The 20291-nt window shown below is 44.0% G+C and carries 19 protein-coding genes; 12 read left to right on the forward strand and 7 right to left on the reverse strand.

The window, feature by feature from the left end:
- Positions 1-33 precede the first annotated feature (33 nt).
- The 4 genes from yiaK to Q0R52_RS14780 all read left to right on the forward strand — a co-directional run bounded on the left by yiaK (position 34) and on the right by Q0R52_RS14780 (position 3661).
- On the forward strand, positions 34-1023 hold the full coding sequence (gene yiaK, locus Q0R52_RS14765) for a 3-dehydro-L-gulonate 2-dehydrogenase (protein ID WP_295795601.1): 990 nt from the start codon (positions 34-36) through the stop codon (positions 1021-1023).
- Between the two features lie 72 nt (positions 1024-1095).
- Positions 1096-1320 (forward strand): hypothetical protein, encoded by a 225-nt coding sequence (locus tag Q0R52_RS14770; protein WP_295795603.1) that lies wholly within the window; start codon positions 1096-1098, stop codon positions 1318-1320.
- Between the two features lie 156 nt (positions 1321-1476).
- Positions 1477-2433 (forward strand): hypothetical protein, encoded by a 957-nt coding sequence (locus tag Q0R52_RS14775; RefSeq protein ID WP_295795606.1) that lies wholly within the window; start codon positions 1477-1479, stop codon positions 2431-2433.
- 106 nt (positions 2434-2539) lie between these two features.
- Positions 2540-3661, forward strand: coding sequence for a zinc-dependent alcohol dehydrogenase family protein (locus Q0R52_RS14780; protein WP_295795607.1), 1122 nt, complete (start codon positions 2540-2542; stop codon positions 3659-3661).
- Between the two features lie 111 nt (positions 3662-3772).
- On the opposite strand, the gene Q0R52_RS14785 is transcribed toward Q0R52_RS14780, so the two are convergent.
- Complete coding sequence (locus Q0R52_RS14785; protein ID WP_295795610.1) at positions 3773-4507, reverse strand: RluA family pseudouridine synthase; 735 nt, start codon at positions 4505-4507, stop codon at positions 3773-3775.
- A gap of 91 nt (positions 4508-4598) precedes the next feature.
- Entirely contained in the window at positions 4599-5414 is an 816-nt protein-coding gene (panB, locus tag Q0R52_RS14790; protein WP_295795613.1) for a 3-methyl-2-oxobutanoate hydroxymethyltransferase, read from the reverse strand.
- Positions 5415-5693: 279 nt separating this feature from the next.
- Here panB and carA point away from each other — a divergent pair, with 279 nt between their 5' ends.
- On the forward strand, positions 5694-6797 hold the full coding sequence (gene carA, locus Q0R52_RS14795) for a glutamine-hydrolyzing carbamoyl-phosphate synthase small subunit (protein ID WP_295795614.1): 1104 nt from the start codon (positions 5694-5696) through the stop codon (positions 6795-6797).
- A 538-nt stretch (positions 6798-7335) separates the two neighbouring features.
- Here carA and Q0R52_RS14800 read toward each other — a convergent pair.
- Entirely contained in the window at positions 7336-7884 is a 549-nt protein-coding gene (locus Q0R52_RS14800) for a hypothetical protein (RefSeq protein ID WP_295795615.1), read from the reverse strand.
- Between the two features lie 443 nt (positions 7885-8327).
- Here Q0R52_RS14800 and Q0R52_RS14805 point away from each other — a divergent pair, with 443 nt between their 5' ends.
- The 7 genes from Q0R52_RS14805 to Q0R52_RS14835 all read left to right on the forward strand — a co-directional run bounded on the left by Q0R52_RS14805 (position 8328) and on the right by Q0R52_RS14835 (position 15515).
- Complete coding sequence (locus Q0R52_RS14805) at positions 8328-9092, forward strand: ABC transporter ATP-binding protein (RefSeq protein ID WP_295795616.1); 765 nt, start codon at positions 8328-8330, stop codon at positions 9090-9092.
- A gap of 111 nt (positions 9093-9203) precedes the next feature.
- A complete protein-coding gene (locus tag Q0R52_RS14810) occupies positions 9204-10304 on the forward strand; it encodes an ABC transporter permease (RefSeq protein WP_295795617.1) in 1101 nt (366 codons plus the stop codon).
- A 699-nt stretch (positions 10305-11003) separates the two neighbouring features.
- Complete coding sequence (gene eno, locus Q0R52_RS14815) at positions 11004-12299, forward strand: phosphopyruvate hydratase (protein WP_295795618.1); 1296 nt, start codon at positions 11004-11006, stop codon at positions 12297-12299.
- 148 nt (positions 12300-12447) lie between these two features.
- A complete protein-coding gene (lspA, locus tag Q0R52_RS14820) occupies positions 12448-12975 on the forward strand; it encodes a signal peptidase II (protein ID WP_295795620.1) in 528 nt (175 codons plus the stop codon).
- A 169-nt stretch (positions 12976-13144) separates the two neighbouring features.
- Positions 13145-14467 (forward strand): DEAD/DEAH box helicase, encoded by a 1323-nt coding sequence (locus Q0R52_RS14825; protein WP_295795621.1) that lies wholly within the window; start codon positions 13145-13147, stop codon positions 14465-14467.
- Positions 14468-14628: 161 nt separating this feature from the next.
- Entirely contained in the window at positions 14629-14934 is a 306-nt protein-coding gene (locus Q0R52_RS14830; protein WP_252792605.1) for a septum formation initiator family protein, read from the forward strand.
- Positions 14935-15092: 158 nt separating this feature from the next.
- On the forward strand, positions 15093-15515 hold the full coding sequence (locus Q0R52_RS14835; protein ID WP_295795623.1) for an endonuclease domain-containing protein: 423 nt from the start codon (positions 15093-15095) through the stop codon (positions 15513-15515).
- Positions 15516-15593: 78 nt separating this feature from the next.
- Here Q0R52_RS14835 and Q0R52_RS14840 read toward each other — a convergent pair whose 3' ends face one another.
- The 4 genes from Q0R52_RS14840 to fabG form a co-directional block, all read right to left on the reverse strand.
- Positions 15594-16736, reverse strand: a complete 1143-nt coding sequence (locus Q0R52_RS14840; protein ID WP_295795624.1) for an acyltransferase — start codon at positions 16734-16736, stop codon at positions 15594-15596.
- Positions 16736-18826, reverse strand: a complete 2091-nt coding sequence (locus Q0R52_RS14845; protein ID WP_295795626.1) for a hypothetical protein — start codon at positions 18824-18826, stop codon at positions 16736-16738. The genes Q0R52_RS14840 and Q0R52_RS14845 overlap by 1 nt, the downstream gene beginning before the upstream one ends.
- Positions 18827-18903: 77 nt before the next feature.
- Complete coding sequence (locus Q0R52_RS14850; RefSeq protein WP_295795628.1) at positions 18904-19197, reverse strand: energy transducer TonB; 294 nt, start codon at positions 19195-19197, stop codon at positions 18904-18906.
- Positions 19198-19397: 200 nt separating this feature from the next.
- Positions 19398-20141 (reverse strand): 3-oxoacyl-[acyl-carrier-protein] reductase, encoded by a 744-nt coding sequence (gene fabG, locus Q0R52_RS14855; RefSeq protein ID WP_295795630.1) that lies wholly within the window; start codon positions 20139-20141, stop codon positions 19398-19400.
- Positions 20142-20291: the final 150 nt, after the last annotated feature.

Below are 20291 nucleotides of genomic sequence, written 5' to 3' on the forward strand. Positions count from 1 at the left end.
AATCAAACCAAATCTAACTCAATCAACTCAAAAATGCGCATTCCATTTGAAACCCTGCAAGCCGAATTTAAACGGGTATTGCTTTCATTAGATTTTCCCGAAGAGAAGGCAAACCTTTGTGCCACCATTTTTGCGGAGAACAGTCGGGATGGTGTATACACGCATGGCTTAAACCGTTTCCCTGTTTTTGTTGAGTTTGTAAAAGAGGGATTGGTTATACCCGATGCGGAACCGACGCAAGACGCTGCATTTGGCTCGCTGGAGCAATGGAATGGTAATCTGGGGCCCGGAATTTTGAACGCACGTTTTTGCATGGACAGGGCCATGGAATTGGCTAATATAAACGGCATCGGGTGCGTAGCGCTGAAAAACACCAACCACTGGATGCGCGCCGGGGCTTACGGCTGGCAAGCTGCTGAAGCCGGACTGATCGGTATTTGCTTCACCAATACCATCGCCAACCTGCCGCCCTGGGGTGGCGTTGACCCGCGACTTGGTAACAATCCTTTGGTAATAGCAATACCTCGCAAAGGCGGGCATGTAGTGCTTGATATGGCTATTTCCCAATATTCGGTGGGTAAACTAAACCAATATAAAAACAATAATGAAGAGCTGCCCCTGCCCGGTGGATACAATGTTGACGGAAATTTAAGCACCAATGCCGCCGAAATACTGGAATCAAAAAGGCTGCTGCCTGTTGGGTTCTGGAAAGGTTCCGGGTTATCATTAGTGTTGGATTTGCTCGCAACCGTGCTTAGCCAGGGAAAATCGACAGCAAAAATCACTGAAAGCGAAAGTGAGTCGGGCGTATCGCAGGTATTTATCTGCATACAGCCGGAAGACAGTTCATACACCCAACAGGCCGTCGAAGAAATAATTGCCTATACCAAAACCAGCCGACCTGAACATGAGGGTGGAGCTATCTCCTATCCCGGTGAAAATACGTTACGAACAAGGGAGAAGAGTTTGAAAGAAGGCGTACTGGTGGATGAAAGGATTTGGGTGAAGGTGCTGGGGTTGTGATGAGGAATGGTTTGCGAAGTTTTCTACATTTGTATTAATAAATGCCGAAGCAGCTTAGAAAGGAGATAATTAATGAAATCCGACGTTCCAACCAATAACGAAACATATAAGTTTAAGACGCATAAATCCTATTCGGTAGAGGAAGTTTTAGCCGCTGGAGGTGCAACGGCATTTGGTTTAAAAACCGGCAAAACCGGGCAAAAGCTTATTGAGGCTCTAAAAAATACTCCCAAAATTGACCCATTTACTGATGAAGAATGGGAAGACCTACAAAGACAAGTTGCTAACGATAGATAGCACGGTAAGATTTGTCAACTTTTGAAAAGTTGACAAATCTAATCAAAGCCGATTGAGCATTCTCCCCAATCCATTAAAAATAATCTCCACCCTATTTAAATAGTTTCGCCCCTTTAAAAAACATCCGGTATTTAGTTTGAAATAAAACTGACCCGGATGAAAAGAATCACTAAACTATTTACCCCAGCGTTACTTCTTGCTGTTTTTATAAACACCAATACCAAAGCCATTACTATCTCCGCCGATACCAATAAGTATTGGGCCGAAGTAAAAGCTTTCGCCCCCGGTGAGATTCCAGGCGTGGCTAACAGGGCTGCTGCACCCGCGTTTTCGCCCGATGGTAAGGCTGTTTACTTTGGCACATCGCCTGTCAAGGATATTACCATTATGGTTTCCTATTATAAGGATAACAAATGGACTGAGCCTGTTATTGCACCGTTTAGTGGTGGCTTCCATAACCTTGAACCTGCATTTGCGCCAAATGGCAAATACTTAGTGTTCGCATCCAATCGCCCGGCTTCGGCAAGCGGCGAGATAATTGACGGTTATTGGGGTAAAAAAAACTACCCTGGCAATGGCGGCAACCTGTGGAAGGTTGACCTTACAAAAAAAGGCTGGGGCAAACCACAGCGCTTACCAGATGTGATTAACCAAAACAATTCGATCTTCAGCCCGGCCATTACTGCTGATGGCAGCGTTTATTTTATGCTGCCCGATACCTCTGGCCGGTTCCACATCCGCCGCTCGCAATATAAAAACGGGGAATACCAAACGCCTGTGCGCCCCTCGTTCAGCGTTGATGCTTATGGCGATGTTGACCCCGTAGTTGCTCCCGATGAGTCGTTCCTTATTTTTTCATCAGGCAGGCCACCTGCGTTACCTCATACTGCCGACTTGTTTATTGTTTTCCGCACCCCAAAGGGTTGGAGCGAACCCCTTGATTTACGCCAACTGATTTCAGACAAAGTATTCGGAGTGGAGGCCCGCCTGTCTCCCGATTTAAAAACGCTTTATTTCAGCAATCAGCGCAATGCAGCCGGGGTAACTGTTAATACCGACCAGTACATTTGGCAGGTAGATATAAGTAAGGTATTAAAGGCACATGGCTTGTAGTAAACGTATCTCAACTATCACTTTTTAAGGTGACAACTATCATATTTTAAAGCCCGTTACCGGTGCATCTTTGTTTTATCATCACTTATAATCAAAAGATAAAATTATGGAAGCATTAATTGAGGAAGCGGTTGCAGATAAAGTACAACCCGAGGCAAAATTACTGGCAAATGGCTCGGTTAAAACCATGAAGGCGCTGGTGTATCATGGGCCCGGCAAAAAGGCATGGGAAGACAAGCCAATGCCCACAATAACGAAAGCTACCGATGCTATTGTAAAAATTTATAAAACCACTATTTGCGGCACCGACCTGCACATAATGAAAGGCGATGTACCGACCGTTACAGACGGCAGGATAATCGGACACGAAGGTGTTGGCGTGGTTGAAGAAGTTGGTACAGCTGTGAGTACCTTTAAAAAAGGTGACCATGTGCTTATATCGTGCATAACATCGTGCGGTAAATGCAGTTTTTGTAAAAAAGGCATGTATTCGCATTGCGAAGATGGCGGCTGGATACTGGGAAACATGATTGATGGCACACAGGCCGAATACGTGCGGATACCACACGCAGATAATAGCCTCTACCCTATCCCGGCAGGTGCTGACGAAGAAGCTTTGGTTATGTTGAGTGATATTTTACCAACCGGCTTTGAGTGCGGCGTATTAAACGGGCAGGTAAAACCCGGCGATACCGTAGCCATAGTAGGCTCGGGGCCTATAGGTATAGCGGCTTTGCTTACTGCACAGTTTTACTCACCAGCCGAGATTATTATGATTGACCCCGACCAAAACCGGCTCGACGTTGCCAAAACATTCGGTGCAACGCAAACCATTAACGGTTCGCAGGAAAATGTACTTGAAAAACTGATGAGCCGTACAGGCGGCAAAGGTGTTGATGTGGCTATAGAGGCCGTTGGCATACCCGAAACTTTTGAGCTTTGCACTGAAATAATTGCACCTGGCGGTCACGTTGCCAACATAGGTGTTCACGGCAAAAGCGCTACGCTGCACCTGGAAACTTTATGGGCAAAAAATATAACCATAACCACCAGGTTGGTTGATACTGTTACTACGCCAATGTTGTTAAAAACGGTACAATCAAACAAATTGCAGCCAAGCAGGCTTATCACGCATCATTTCAAATTAAGCGATGTGATGGCTGCTTATGACACCTTTGGCAATGCAGCTAAGGAGAGAGCGTTGAAGGTTATTTTAACGAACGAGTAAATTTTAGTCCAAAGTCTATAGTCGAAAGCCTTGAGTCGATAGCTGTTTAGCTGTTGGCTCAGGACTTTTTAATTTGCTGACTGCAACTGCCAACTCCAAACTGTCAACTGATTACCCCCCTACCATCATCCCTTCAAACCGTTCCCAAAAGCCATCCTTAGGCACCGGTGCAATAATTACAATAGGTTCTTTTTTTATAGGATGAATAAACTCCAGCCGCCGGGCATGCAGGCTGATGCTTTTGCGCAAGCTGCCACGGGGATAGCCGTATTTGTTATCGCCAACAATAGGACAGCCCAGGGTTGATAGCTGTACGCGTATCTGGTGCGGACGGCCGGTTATAGGATCAACCTCTATTAAATAGTAGCCGCCAAGTTCAGCAACCAATTTGTAGTTCAACTCAGCACGCTGGCTGCCCTGTACTTCTTTATCATGCGCTTTGGTAACGTTTTTCTGCGGATTTTTTACCAACCAGTGTACCAGGTTACCTGCTGGTGGTTGCGGTCGGTTGCGCACCACTGCATAATAGGTTTTGTGCATTTCGCGGCCCTTAAACATGGCGTTTATACGCTCGAGGGCCTTGCTGGTTTTGGCGAAGAGTATAACCCCGCTAACCGGCCTGTCCAACCTGTGCACCACGCCTAAAAATGCGCCGTTGGGTTTGTTATACTTTTTGGCGATATACTTTTTTACCTTATCATCCAATGATTCATCCCCGGTATCGTCAACCTGCACAATATCGCCTGCCCGTTTATTAACCGCAATTAGGTGATTATCCTCGTAAAGGATATCATCGTCGGTGATGTCGTGGTTAATATATTTTATGTTGACTTTGGGGTGGTTCATAGTTCATAGTTCATAGTTCATAGCAGAATGGGTAGCTGATAGCTAAGTTGCAAGTTGCAGCGGCTATGAACCATCAACCATGAACTTCCTCCTAATATTCCTCCTTCTCGTTGGGGAAGGTTTTGGCTTTTACTTCAGTAACATAATTCTGGATAGCATCGTTCATTACCTGGTGCAAATCGGCATACTTACGCAAAAAACGGGGCGAAAACCCTTTATTGATGCCCAGCATATCGTGTATCACCAGCACCTGCCCATCGCAATGCTGACCGGCGCCTATGCCTATTGTTGGTATGTTCAGGCTTTCACTAACCTGCTTTGCCAGTAACGCCGGTATTTTTTCCAATACTATCGAGAAGCAACCCAGTTCCTGTAGTTTTAATGCATCCTCGCGCAGTTTTTGCGCCTCTGCCTCCTGTTTAGCCCTAACCGTGTAAGTGCCAAATTTATAGATAGATTGCGGCGTAAGCCCCAAATGCCCCATCACCGGGATGCCTGCAGTAAGTATACGGGTAACCGATTCTGCAATTTCAACACCGCCCTCCATTTTTACACCGTGCGCACCCGACTCCTTCATTATGCGGATAGCCGAATTAAGCGCCTCTTTTGAATTACCCTGGTACGAACCAAAAGGTAAATCGACAATAACCAGGGCCCTTTTTGCCGCCCGCACCACTGATGATGCGTGGTAAATCATTTGGTCGAGGGTTATAGGTAACGTAGTTTCGTGCCCGGCCATAACGTTTGACGCCGAATCGCCCACCAGTATAATGTCGGTACCGGCTTCGTCGACAATGGCCGCCATCGAAAAGTCGTACGCAGTAAGCATGGCGATCTTTTCGCCACGGTTTTTCATCTCCTGCAAAATATGCGTGGTAATTCTTTTAACCTCTTTATGAACAGACATGGGTTATGGTTTTGTGCGGTACAAAGGTAATGTTATTTCGGATTTCGGAATTATTCTTTTTTTGGCCTGGATGGAATTATATATTCACCAAACCATTCCGCAATCGGCATTCCGATTTCCGCATTCAAAAAAATCCGACATCGGACATCCGACTTCCGAAATCTTTTTCTACCTTTGCACCCGTGAATCCAGAAGTAACGCACTTCAATATTTCAGTCTGTTTTCACGGAGCGCCGCACCAGGCAAACCGGGTTTTTAATCATTCAATTTTTTTATATAATGACTTATTTCACCAAATTACCTGCAGTATTACTACTGGCTGACGGAACTATGTTTTATGGTAAAGCTGCCGGAAAAATGGGAACTACCACCGGCGAAATTTGCTTTAATACCGGCATGACCGGCTACCAGGAGATTTTTACCGATCCTTCTTACTTCGGGCAAATTATGGTTACCACCAATGCGCATATTGGCAACTATGGTATAGCTGACGAAGAAGTTGAATCGGGCCAGATCCAGATTGCCGGACTTGTTTGTAAAAATTACAACATTGCCTATAGCCGCAAACAAGCCAATGAATCGATACAGGATTATTTCCAGGAGCAAAATATAGTTGGTATATCTGATATTGATACCCGCCAGCTGGTGAGGCATATCCGCGATAAAGGCGCAATGAACGCCATTATATCCTCAGAGATTTTAGACATCGATGAGTTGAAAGCAAAACTCGACGAAGTACCATCAATGGATGGCTTAGAATTATCATCAAAAGTATCAACCACTGAAACGTATACCTTCGGCGACGAAAGCGCCACCTACCGCGTAGCAGTGCTCGACCTTGGCGTAAAGAAAAACATCCTGCGTAATTTTGATGACCGTGATGTTTATGCAAAAGTTTTCCCGGCCAAAACGTCGTTTGAGGAAATGGAAAAGGACTTTGCCCCTACCGGTTACTTTATTTCTAACGGCCCTGGTGATCCATCGGCTATGCCTTACGCAATAGATACGGTTAAAAAGGTTTTGGCATCGGAGAAACCGATGTTTGGTATTTGCCTTGGTCACCAGTTGCTGGCTTTGGCAAATGATATCCCAACCATAAAAATGTTTAACGGTCACCGTGGCTTAAACCACCCGGTAAAAAACGTTATCATCAACCATTGTGAAGTAACCTCGCAAAACCATGGTTTCGGTGTGGTACCTGAGGCCGTAAGGGCATCTGACAAGGTAGAGATTACCCACATTAACCTTAACGACCAATCTATTGAAGGTATCCGCGTAAAAGGCAAAAAAGCATTCTCGGTACAATATCACCCCGAATCATCTCCCGGCCCGCATGATAGCAGGTATTTGTTTGATGATTTCATCAATTTGATGAAGAACTAAAAGCATAAATAAAGCGGTTGATGAGTTAACCGCTTTTTTGTTTCACCCTGTTTCAGGGTGTGCGGTACAAAAAGAGAACGGAACAGTGCTTATCACCTTTTCAGGAATTCTTGTCTATCTGTAATTAAATTATATTAAAATACTCCTCCTTGCATCCCAATAAATACTGCATCATCAGTAATTACTATTGAGTTATATACCTATCATTAATATAATATATTTTATATTGATATAATTTATTTGATAGATAACCTGACGTAGCGTTTCGTTAGCTTTGTGTTCGGCACACTCCGAATCAGCGTGAAACAGTATATTTCAATTGATATAACTTACTGAAAGCATTCACCTGCTATAAGTGTTCCGTTCGCTTTGTGTTCGGCACACTCCGAATCAGGGTGAAACAATATATTTTCAATTGATATGATTTTACGTCGACAGCAATATTAGCCGCCGTGCTGTTTCACGATGTTGCACGTTGTGCGGTTCAATACCCGAACGAAACAGCACGGGCGTTTACTTTGATGGTTAGGGAATAAATTTACTTCTTCAAATAATAATCCGGCACCTTAAGCGTGGGTTTCTCCACATCCCAGATAATGCTTGATACCCTCCACCCTTTCGGCGTTTTAATTAATTGGAAGCTGTTTACGCCTCGCTCTGCCGGTTTATCGCGGGTATTTAAATAGGTAACATAGGTGCTTATGCGGTGTGCTACTTTGCCAAATTGTTCGGTACGGCCAAATGCTTCTTCCTCATAAAACATATGCGTTTGTGTTTGTTGCAGAAAGCTTTTAAACAGATCTTCAAACTGTTTCATATTGAATATCTGCGCAGTATCGGTGCGGAAATTTATGAATTGCACCTCGGGAATAAAATAGTTTGGTATCTCGCTGTACCGGGGCTGCTCACCTTCTTTAAAACTAATGGCCATATAGGCATCCTGTACGGCTTTTGTTATGGCGCTGTCTTCAGGCACGGTGTATGTTTTGGTTATGGATGTGTCGGCATCGCCAATGGTTTTCTTAACCGAAACATGGCAGGATGATAGAATAACTGCACAGGCAAGCAGGATAAATAAGGCTTTCATGATGATTTTTTTAATTGCGATTAACTTTATGGGTTGATACTCATCTAAAGATATAAATTCCACCGATAATCCGGGGGATACCCACCGATAATTTCCATCATATTCGGCGACAGGGGTATTATATTCACCGACATTTTACCGCATTTCGCCTAATACCACTATGCAAAAAAGCGTTTTCACAGCAATTTTGTGCCGCAAATCAAATCATTGTTATGAAAACTTTACTCGCAATTCAATTGGTACACCTGGTAGTTAAAGCTGCCGAACACTTACATTCAATATTACATTCTATCGGGCATTTAATAAGCTAATTACTATAATTAAGCCCTATCCCACTCTTTTAGTCTCCCCTCAGGGGGAGATTAAAATGAGAAACCAGTAATTTTTATGCCATTTAACTTAAACCTCATTGATAATTCACTAATCCGTTGCACTTTTACACCATGGCAGACAAACCCATTATAACTGTAAAAAACCTGGTAAAAAACTATGGCGATTTTGCCGCTGTAAAAGGCATAAGCTTTGAAGTTTACGAGGGAGAAATATTCGGCCTGCTTGGCCCCAACGGCGCCGGCAAAACCACCACCCTCGAAGTTATAGAAACCCTGCGCAATAAAACCAGCGGCGAAATAACCGTCGACGGCTTTGACATCGAAACCGGTGCCGACAGTATTAAGCAGATAATAGGTGTACAGCTGCAGGCTGCCGGGTATTACCCAAACTTAAACCTGAGCGAACTGATCAATCTTTTCTGCGGCTTATATGGCATCAATAAGACTCCGCTGGAAATGCTGGAAAAGGTTGCCCTTACCGATAAAGCCAAAGCAAAATACAAGGACCTGTCGGGCGGGCAAAAGCAACGCTTCTCGATAGCTACCACACTAATAAATAATCCGCGCATTATATTTTTAGATGAGCCCACCACAGGCCTCGACCCACAGGCACGCCGCAACCTTTGGGATTTGATACGCGAAATAAGGGACGCCGGCACCACCGTGGTAATTACCACCCACTACATGGATGAAGCTGAAGAACTCTGCGACCGTGTGGCATTTGTGGATGGCGGCCATATCATCGGCATCGATACCCCCAATAACTTTATAGATAAATTGGTAGCAGGCGGTTTCGAACGCAAAAAGCAAGTAAAACTGGCTAACCTGGAAGACGTATTTATAAACATGACCGGCAAAGAATGGCGGGAAGGTTGAGAAGGAGTTAGCAGTTTTGAGTGGGCAGTTGGCAGTGGATTTTGCACCAATTACTACTTACCAGCCAACCTTCGGCCATGAACTATGAACCATTAATTATGAACTAATCGAATGAACACCCCAAAAAGATACAGCAATTTTAATGCAACCATGGCTATTGCCAAGGCCAGCTTCCGTTCTATTACCCGCAGTCCATCGGCAGTAGTGTTTAGTTTGGCTTTCCCGTTAATATTTATTGTGGTGTTTGCCAATATAGGCGGCAGCGGCGTATCGGTTGATGTGGCTGTAGCAAAAACCTGCGATACAACCGGCCCGGTTTATAGCGCATTGAAAAAAAATCCGCTGGTGCATTTTATAACCAACAAGACAACTGCCGAAATGGCCACCAGCCTGTCGAGGGGCGATATTGCGGCTATCATTAACATACAAAAAAACAATACCCTGCCGCTTTATACCATTAATGTGCAGTATTCAAACGCATCGGCACAAAAAGGCGGTGTTTTTAAGTCGGAACTTACTAACTTATATTTCCGGATCAACAGCAGCACAAATAACGCCCCCCCAACCGTTGCCGAAGTACGTTCGACCACTATAAAAGGCAGGGAATATAAATATATCGACTTCCTGCTACCGGGTATGCTGGGCTTCTCGCTGTTAAGCAGCGGGGTATTTGGTACTGCCTTTGTGTTTTTAAGCCTGCGGCTTACACTGGTAATTAAACGTTTTTTTGCCACCCCTGTAAAAAAATACAGCATTGTTTTGGGCGAGGCATTGGCAAGGCTGGTATTCTCGTTGCTGGGCGCCGTGTTTATTATTCTGGTCGGGCATTACTGGTTTGGGTTTACGCTGATACACGGTGTGGTAACGGTGCTGAATATGCTGGTGCTGGCATCAATAGGGTTGATCATATTTATGGGCTTCGGCTTTGTAATATCGGGCATTGCCAAAAACGAAAGCAGTGTGCCCCCTATCTCCAACATCATCACTATGCCGCAGTTTTTGCTGTCGGGTACATTTTTCTCAGTAACAGCGTTCCCGGTTTGGCTGCAAACCATCAGCAAAATTCTACCATTAACCTACCTTAACGACGCCATGCGTGAGGTTGCCTTTGAAGGAGCCGGCTTAGGCGATGTTACTCACCAGTTATTGATATTGGGCGCGTGGTTTATCGGGATTTATGCAGTGGCGGTTAAGACGTTTAAGTGGGAGTAGATTTGGGATTTCACCGATTGGGGAATGATTTCACCGATTAATTTTTTTTATTGTTAATTTTGGTTAAACCGCCCTATCCAATTACGCGCCGATGGAAATATTTCTCCTAAAGATTCTGTATATCCTACTCTTCTGTTCAATCGATGTTTTGGTTTATTTCAGGGTGGTTAAGAAAATGACTGGGCTAAACAAATTCCTTATCTCTGTCGGTATTGTTTGGTTTATCATGTTTTTATTACACCTGCCATGGATTAACGTACCTCACCTGATACCATTTAAAGACTTTTGCAGCTTTTCTTTTATGGTAGTACTACAGCTTTTGGTCTATTTTTGGAGCTTTTATAGTATCAGAAGGATAGCGCGATCAGAAATGAGAGAAGATTTAAAGCAACATGCTTACAAGTTCGCGCCATTACTTTTTCAAAAATCAATTCTTGTGTTTTTTCTGATTGTTCATTTTCTTTTTATCATATCGTGGCCGGGATAAACAAATAATAATCGGTGTAATCAATAATCCCAAATCGGTGAAATCCCAATAAATCATATTAAATTCATGTTACCAATCAGTGAAATCATTCTCAAATCGGTGAAATCATTAATAATCTTTCGTCGAATTTATTTGAAAGTGTATATTTGGAAGCTAATACATAGTTGTGTACTTATTACACTATGTGGTTTTATTAACTAATTACCCTTCAAATGAGCTTAATAATTGATGTCCATGCCCGCCAGATACTCGACTCACGCGGCAATCCTACTATAGAAGTAGATGTTTTAACCGAAAATGGCGCCCTTGGTCGTGCTGCAGTACCATCAGGTGCTTCAACAGGCGTACATGAGGCCGTTGAGTTGCGCGATAACGACAAAGCGGTATACATGGGCAAAGGCGTATTGAAAGCCGTTGCTAACGTAAATGATGTAATTGCCAAAGAACTTCAGGGTGTTGATGTGTTCGACCAGAATGGTATCGACGCATTAATGATTGAACTTGACGGTACCGAAAATAAAGGAAAATTAGGCGCTAACGCCATTTTAGGTGTTTCGTTAGCAGTAGCAAAAGCAGCAGCGCAGGAAAGCCGTCAGCCTTTATACCGCTACATTGGTGGCGTAAATGCTAACACGTTGCCGATCCCGATGATGAACATCGTTAACGGTGGCTCGCACTCTGACGCGCCGATAGCTTTCCAGGAATTTATGATTATGCCAATTGGTGCTTCATCTTTTTCGCAGGCATTGCAATGGGGAACTGAAGTTTTCCATAACCTTAAAAAGATATTGCACGACCGCGGCCTTACCACTACTGTTGGTGACGAAGGCGGTTTTGCCCCAACCTTTGAAGGTACCGAAGATGGTGTTGAAACCATTTTAAAAGCTATTGAAAAAGCCGGTTACAAACCGGGAGTTGATATTTGCCTGGCATTTGATTGTGCCGCTTCCGAGTTTTACAAAGACGGTAAATACGACTATACCAAATTTGAAGGCGAGAAAGGTGCTATCCGCACCAGCGCTGAACAAGCCGATTACCTTGCTTCGTTAACTGAAAAATACCCTATTATCTCTGTAGAAGACGGTATGGCCGAAGACGATTGGGAAGGTTGGAAAATGTTGACCGAGAAAATCGGCGGTAAAGTTCAGCTGGTAGGCGATGATTTGTTTGTTACCAATGTAAAACGTTTACAGCGCGGTATTAACGAAGATATTGCAAACTCTATACTGGTAAAAGTTAACCAGATCGGTACCTTAACCGAAACCATCAACGCGGTAACTTTAGCACAAACCAACGGTTACACCTCGGTAATGAGCCACCGTTCGGGCGAGACTGAAGACTCAACCATTGCTGATTTGGCTGTTGCTTTAAATTGCGGCCAGATAAAAACAGGTTCGTTGTCCCGTTCAGACAGGATTTCAAAATACAACCAGTTACTTCGTATTGAAGAAGAATTAGGGGATAGCGCTAAGTTTATCGGTAAGAATTTCAAATACGCTAAGAAATAATTAAACACTAATTCGCTCGAATTTATTCGAATTTCACGAATTTTTAAAAGCCCGGTAAATAATACTGGGCTTTTTTCGTTTATGCTTTAAAATATTAATTTTACATCTGTTAAAATCGTTTAAATCTGTTAATCCCGGTTCCGGTTCAATGAAAGTTCAAGGCGCGTTACGAATCCTGCTTATACTGCTTATGCTTAGCATCAATATTGGCTGCGACCAGGTTTCAAAAACAATAGTTAGGCATAAGCTGGAGTATTACGAACAGGTTAGGTTTTTGGATAACCACTTCACCCTGGTAAAGGTTGAAAATACCGGCGCGTTTTTGAGTGTAGGCAATTCACTTTCGGGTCCGTTGCGGTTTATCCTGCTAAACCTGCTGCCGCTAATGGCTGTTGCCGCCGGGCTGGTATTCATGCTTACGCGCGAACTTACCCGGACGACCCTCTTTAGCGTAATACTGATTGTTGGCGGCGGTTTCGGCAATATTTACGACAGGATACGCTACGGCTCGGTAACCGATTTTATGCATATCAAATTCGGCTCACTGCAAACCGGGATATTTAACGTGGCGGATGTATCGATCATGCTGGGTATGCTCATTTTGATAGTGCATGCGCTTTTTAAGAAGCAGGAGGTGGTTACTGAAGAATCTGCTGCTGAAGAGCCACAAGTCTAAACGGCGTATCCGTCACTCCAAAATCCTATAATCTACAAATCCGATAAATCTAAGTTTAAATTGCGTATCTTTGCGCCTAATTACCCGTTAGCTTACGGTTTTGATTTATCAGACGACTCTTCAGACCCGCTTATGCAATCGCGTTAGCAACATATTTTAAAAACATTACATGTTATTTCAAGATTTAAATATCATTGAGCCTATTTTACGGGCTTTAAAAACAGAGGGATATACTACCCCTACCCCTATACAGGAACAAGCGATACCCATTTTATTACAACAAAAAGATTTACTGGGTTGCGCACAAACCGGCACGGGCAAAACCGCCGCCTTCGCCATCCCTATTTTGCAATTACTTTACCAGGACAGACTGCAACACAAAGAGCAAAAAACAATAAAAGCCCTTATACTAACCCCAACCCGCGAGCTGGCCATACAAATTGACGAAAGTTTTGCAGCCTATGGTAAACATACCGGCTTAAAACACCTGGTTATTTTCGGTGGTGTTAACCAAAACCCACAAACCGATGCTTTACGCCGCGGCGTTGACATTTTGGTGGCTACCCCTGGTCGTTTATTGGATTTAATGAACCAGCGCTTTGTACACCTCGACCATATAAAAATGCTGGTGCTTGATGAAGCCGACCGCATGCTGGATATGGGTTTTGTGCACGATGTTAAAAAAATCATAGCGAAAGTGCCCGCTAAAAGGCAAACGCTTTTCTTTTCGGCCACCATGCCAAAGGAAATTCAACAACTGGCCGATACTATACTTAACAAACCAGAAAAAGTAGAAGTTACCCCGGTATCATCAACTGCCGACACCATACAGCAGGCGCTTTACTATGTTGAGAAAAACGACAAGCGTGCTTTGCTTGCCCATATATTAAAAGATAAGGAAATTAAGACCGCCCTGGTATTTACCCGCACCAAACACGGCGCCGATAAGGTGGTGAAAGATTTGGTTCGCGTTGGCATTACCGCCGAGGCTATCCACGGCAATAAATCGCAGAATGCGCGCCAAAGGGCCTTAACCAACTTTAAAAACCGTACTACCCGTGTGCTTATAGCAACCGATATAGCTGCCCGTGGTATTGATATCGACGAGCTTACCCACGTTATCAATTACGAGTTGCCTAACATACCCGAAACCTATGTGCACCGTATTGGTCGTACAGGTCGCGCAGGATTAAATGGCATAGCCCTTTCGTTTTGCGACCAGGAAGAAATTGAATTTTTAAAAGATATACACAAGCTGATTTCGAAAGAGATACCTGTTGAAGAAGCGCACCCCTACCCTATGAGCCCCCAAAGCATTGTTGCCAAACATGCCGAAGGCCAGAAAAAAGGTGGCGGTGGTGGTGGCCAAAGAGGCCGTAGCTTCGGTCGTGCCGACCGTGGTCGTGGTGGCAGTGGCGGTAACAAACCTGCAGGCGGCAGCGGCATGAGCGGCGCAAGCCGTGGCGGTAACCGCGGAGGAAGAAGAGATTAATTTTAGTTGAATGAGTTGATTAGGTTAGATTGAGTTGATTAAGTTCGGCTTTTATAACCTAATCAACCACTCACCTAATCAACCACACCATGTTGAAAAGTTTAAAACCATATTTGTATACCCAGCGCATTATGAATAGCTTTAACTCAAATTTTACTGGTATGGCATTTCGCAGATTGATAAACCTGTTCAGGAACAAATATTTTTTGGTTTCGCTGGCGTTTGTGGTGTGGATGATATTTTTTGATAAGAACGATTTATTCTCGCAATATCAGTACCACCAGGAGGTTAACAAACTGAAACAGGAGCGCGATTTCTACCAAAAAGAAACCGAAAAGGTAGCCAAAGACCTTAAAGAACTTACCTCAAATCCCCAGCAACTCGAGAAATTCGCCCGCGAAAAGTATTTGATGAAGAAGGATAACGAGGATGTTTTTGTGATAGTTGCTCCAAAAAAGGAAGAATAGTTTTTAAGTTAAGATTGCATTCAAAATTATCCTTAAACAAAAAAGCAATGGCCCTTGTGCGATTCCCGCCTCGGGGCGGGGAAGGGTGGGGTTTCTCAAACTATCCATTCCGAATATACATATCAGGGGTAATTGATATATTATAAGCCTGGCAATATATGCCCAAAATCATTCCATACAATAAAAATCTAAAAGCCTTAGCCCGCAAACTCCGAAAAGACATGACTTTTGGTGAAGTACTGTTGTGGAATGAACTAAAAGAAGATAAGCTTTGGGGATTTGATTTCGACAGGCAACGGTGCATCGACAATTACATCGTCGATTTTTACTGCAAAAGCTTGAGGTTAGCCATAGAAGTTGATGGTATGTATCATTATCGCGAAGAAGTTTCTCTAAAAGATGATGTCAGGCAACAAAAATTAGAAAGTTTGGGTGTACGGTTTTTAAGGTTCACCGAAAGCGAAATGAAAAACGATATGCAAAATGTGATCAGGGCTATAGAAGGTAACATTCGTGAAATCATTGCGCTTGAAAAGGATATCAAGCTACCGAAAGGATTTGACCATGCATCGCTTGAATAAATAGTCCATTAACCCCACCCTTCCCCGCCCCAAGGCGGGAATCGCACGGGCCACTGCTTTTTGCCCCTCGTTATTATCTTATCTCAGCCTAGTCAATACGCGGTTCCTTAACCTCAACGCAGGCCTCTCCACCAAATACCGCATTAATAACGCCGCCAATACCACTGCGATAAAACAGCAAACCATCATCAACCCGCTATCCTTATTCATCCCGAGATTACCCAGCTGCACCTGTGTTACATGGATAACAATTTTGTGAACCAAATAAATGGAGTACGACAATGCTGCCAGTTGCGAAGTAACCCTCGATTTAAACTTATAAAGCACACAACCAGGACAAACCGCTGCCGCTACAATTAAACCATAAGCAACCGATATTACCGGGAAGCCATAAGTTCCTGCAATAAAGCTCTCCTTTTCCAGGCAAACAAAATAGCCCCCAACAAGTCCGGCGATGCCTGCAAGAATTAGCAGGTTGCTGTATTGGTTTACCCATGCTTTTACTTTTGGATAAAAGGTAAACAGGCCGGCAATGCTTACGCCAACAAGCAGTCCATCCAGCCGGTTATATGTGGGGTAATAAACATACAGGTTCCAGAGCGGGCGTATATTGTCTGATGGTAATTGAGGGACGATAAAATGGGTCCAGCAGTAAATACGCGTCGCAAAACCTCCGATAAACAACGCAGCAAGCAATATCCAGGCTTTTTTCCCGGCCTTAAACCGGGTAAACAGCCAAAAGCACAGCGGCAATATCAAATAGAACTGCTCTTCCACACACAACGACCATGAATGGGTGAAGGTTCCATATTTTGATAAGTCGAGGCCAAAGTTTAGCGTGAAGGTGAAGTACCGCCATGCGGGCGAAAGATGCCCCCACTCGCTTAAAGCGGGGAAGGAGAAATAGAGTATCAGCACCAGGAAATACGGCGGGATTATCCTAAAGAAACGTTTGATAAAAAACTCATGCGCGGCAATCGGTTTACCTTTGGCAACGCCGGCAAACAGCTGCCCGGCTATTAAAAATCCGCTTAAAACAAAAAACAGGTCAACACCAGTCCATCCGAATACGCCTATTGGAACCTCCCACGCCGGGTGACCGAAAAACTTGTAGTGAAACAGCAGTACATAAACTATGGCAAATGCCCGCAGATGGTCGAGGCCCAATAGTTTGTGTCTATCGTCTATGGCGGCGGTGTCGGAGGAAATGGGTTGAGGCATTATACTTCTCCTTCCCGCTTCCGTAAAAACCACTCAAGCCCAAGCAGCGCCAGTATGATCGCAAACACCCATTTTACATCTATAATATCGTTGTAACGCTTGTCTTCATACACCACAGTCTTGATATTTTCATTTTTACGTATAAGAGCTGCAAGCTGGCTAACCTCCGAAGGCATCAGCATTTTGCCGCCGCTTTGTTTGGCGATGGTATTCAATAGTTGGTGATTGGCAGCGCTCTGGCGCGATTCAAGATTTAACGGTTTAACAGTTAGCTGACCGGCAGCGGTAAACGATTTATCACCATTTTTTGTAGTGGCAGTATAGTTGTATTCGCCAACCGGCAGGGTGCCTGCATCCAACTGGTAGCTTTTATCATCACGGCTAAAAAGAAAGCTGTAGTCCTTTCCTGCATCGTTTTTAAGTTCGATACGTACATCGGGTGTATTGATCAGCTCGAGGGCATCGTTGTACAGTTCCGCATTTATCAGCACATTTTCGCCTTCGTCGAATACATGTTTGGCGGTATAAACTATAAAGCGCTGGCGGTTGGCATTGGCGGTAAGGTATTGCACACCCTGTCCAAACAGTTCTTCCATAGCGTGGTGATTGCCGTATGTTTGAAACTCGGCCAGTTGCCAGCGCCAAAGGCCCTCGCCGTTTAACACGCCTGTACGTTGCCCGCCTTCATCAGCGAATGACAGCAACGGAAAAGCAGTTTCCACACTGCCAATACGTTGCTTTAGCAATACATCGCCAGGCGGTGGCAAGGTGTAGCTGCCATAAGGCGCCAGCAAAGGCGGCAGAGCGGCTATTTTTTTGCGGGATGAATCGGATAATGTAAATGCCGTAAAATCGTTAACAGGCTGGGCAAATACCTCCTGCATCTCCAACCTGCCCGAATTGATGCGGGTTACCTTTTGCTGGCTGTTAAAGTTGCCCAAATCTGTTTGTCCGCCAACTATGTACCACAGCGGCAGCTTGCTTTTTATAATACTTTGAACGATGCCGTTACTTGCCGGTGTTAGCTGGTAAAGTATGACCAGGTTATAATCAGCAGGCTTAACATTTGCCAGATCGCTCACCAGGCTGGCTTTAAGCTCGTAGTTCTTGTTGTTCTCTATCGACTGTTTTATAACACTGATATCCGGGTGCGGTGCTTCGTACAACAGTAATATCTTTTGTTTGGCGTCCAGCACATCGATATAAACTGTTTCCGAGTTATTTTGGGTAGATATTTCGTTTTTAACCGACGCTATGCTGATGTTAAATTTTCGCAAGCCCTTTTTATCCGCATTGAGTTTAACCGTAACCTGCTTTTGAAAGCTGTTTGAAGTTACGGGTAGATTTTGTGAGTTAACCTGCCGGCCATCTTCGGTAATGTTCAGCCGGATGTTTTCGCCTTTGCTTTGGTACGCTTCTGTTAAAATCTCAATCTCGAAATCGTTGCCTAAAAATGCAGTTCTGTTGTAGTTTACATTACCGATCAACAAATCGCGTTTGGCGACGGTATCACCAAGGGCAACGGTGTAAATGCTGTTTTTAAAATTTTTGGCTTCGTATTGCGGGTCGGTGCCCTGGTTGTAGAGGCCATCGGTGGCCAGTACGATGGCGCCTATATTCTGGTTTACAAACTTGTCGTTTAACTGGTGAAGCGCTTGCGAAATATTGGTTTGCTTGCCATTAAAGCCTCTATCAAAGCCGTTGCTTAAATCTTTATCAAAATGAAACTCCTGAACATTGTATCCGTCACCCAATTGCTGTTTTAAGCCTGACAGTCCATCTATTACAACTACCGGCGCCGTTTGTCCCGGCGATTTAAACATATTCACCGATTCCGAATTATCCTGCAAAACCAAAACCAGCGGCTTCTGCGGGTTATAGCTTACCGATTTTACCAGCGGCGATACCAGCAAAAGCGCAATAAACGTTACCACAATAGCCCTTACTGCAAAAAGGATATAGCGAAACTTATCCGCCAGTTGTACCGGTTGCCGGTACAGTAACCATGCATAAAGCAAGCCAAGCACAAGGCAGGCAGGTACCCACCATCCCGAAATTGTTCCCCAGGTAATTGAAAATAAAAGGTGCATATATTCGCGTATCACTAATACGCTTTACGTTGACTTGCAAAATGCAAAAATATTGTGATATGATTCAGAATAAGTTATTATTCGCCAACATCTATTGTTACCGGCAACGTGTATAAAAACGGAACAGCCTTTCCATTGCGCTTAGCCGGTTTCCATTTTATCGATTTAACGACTTCGAAAATCTGTTTGCTAAAAATTTGTTTATCTCCGGACGGCTCCCGGATAACTCTTTCACCATCAATTTTGCCGTTGGGTTCTATTACAAAGGCGACAATTACCCTGCCTTCATATTCAGCCTCTCCTGCCGGAAATCTTATGGTTTTTGAAAGCTGTTTAATAAGCGTTTCGAGACCGCTCTTGGGCCTTGGCAATTGGTCGGCAGATGTGTAAATAAATTTATGTAACAGGGTATCTTGGAACCCTGTGAGCTTTCTATTCTGGGCTTCTGCACTACTACAAACAAAACATGACAGGCAAATCGCAAATAATATAAGTTGAATAAACTTGCGACCGACTGTCATGTCTCTTTTATTAAATCCGAAATCGAAATTCCGAAATCCGAAATTCCTCCCTATAACATTCCCCCATCCACAGGTATTACCTGCCCGGTGATATATGATGCCATATCAGATGCCAGGAAAACACAGCAGTTTGCCACATCTTCAGTTCCCCCGCCACGTTTTAGCGGGATGGCCTGTGCCCAGCCTTCAACAACTTTTGGATCCAGCACTTCGGTCATTTCGGTCTTTATAAAGCCGGGGGCCACCACGTTGGTACGAATATTACGCGAGCCCAGTTCTTTTGCTATCGATTTGGAGAAACCAATAATACCCGCTTTTGAAGCGGCATAATTGGCCTGGCCGGCATTACCCTGCACACCCACCACCGAGCTCATGTTAATAAACACACCGTTGCGGTTTTTCATCATAATTTTTGATGCCGCTTTAGTGATATTGAATACAGATTTTAAGTTAACCTCTAAAACGTCGTCCCATTGTTCTTCGGTCATACGCATCAGCAAACCGTCTTTGGTGATACCGGCGTTGTTTACCACAATATGCAGGGTGCCAAAATCGGCCAGGATATCGTTGATCAGCTTATCAGCCTGGTCAAATTTTGAAGCGTCAGACTGGTAGCCTTTTATTTTGGTACCAAAACTTTGCAGTTCCTGCTCTAAAGCCAGTCCTTTTTCAACAGACGATAAATAAGTAAAAGCCACATTAGCGCCATGTTCAGCAAACTTTTCGGCAATCTTGCGTCCAATTCCTTTTGACGCTCCGGTTATTAACGCGGTTTTTCCTTCTAATAATTTCATAAACTTTTAAACAATCCGTTTCGGGCAGCGAAGATAAGAAATTAGGATGAAAAGTTCATGAAAGCGCGTAAGTGTATTGCGCACAAGGAGATATCAATAAAAAGCCCCCTACTGTGAGGGGGCTTTTAAAATCTTTAGCTTAAGTAAGCC

It is taken from the genome of Mucilaginibacter sp. (assembly GCF_025359345.1).
In the GTDB taxonomy this organism is placed as follows: Bacteria; Bacteroidota; Bacteroidia; order Sphingobacteriales; family Sphingobacteriaceae; genus Mucilaginibacter.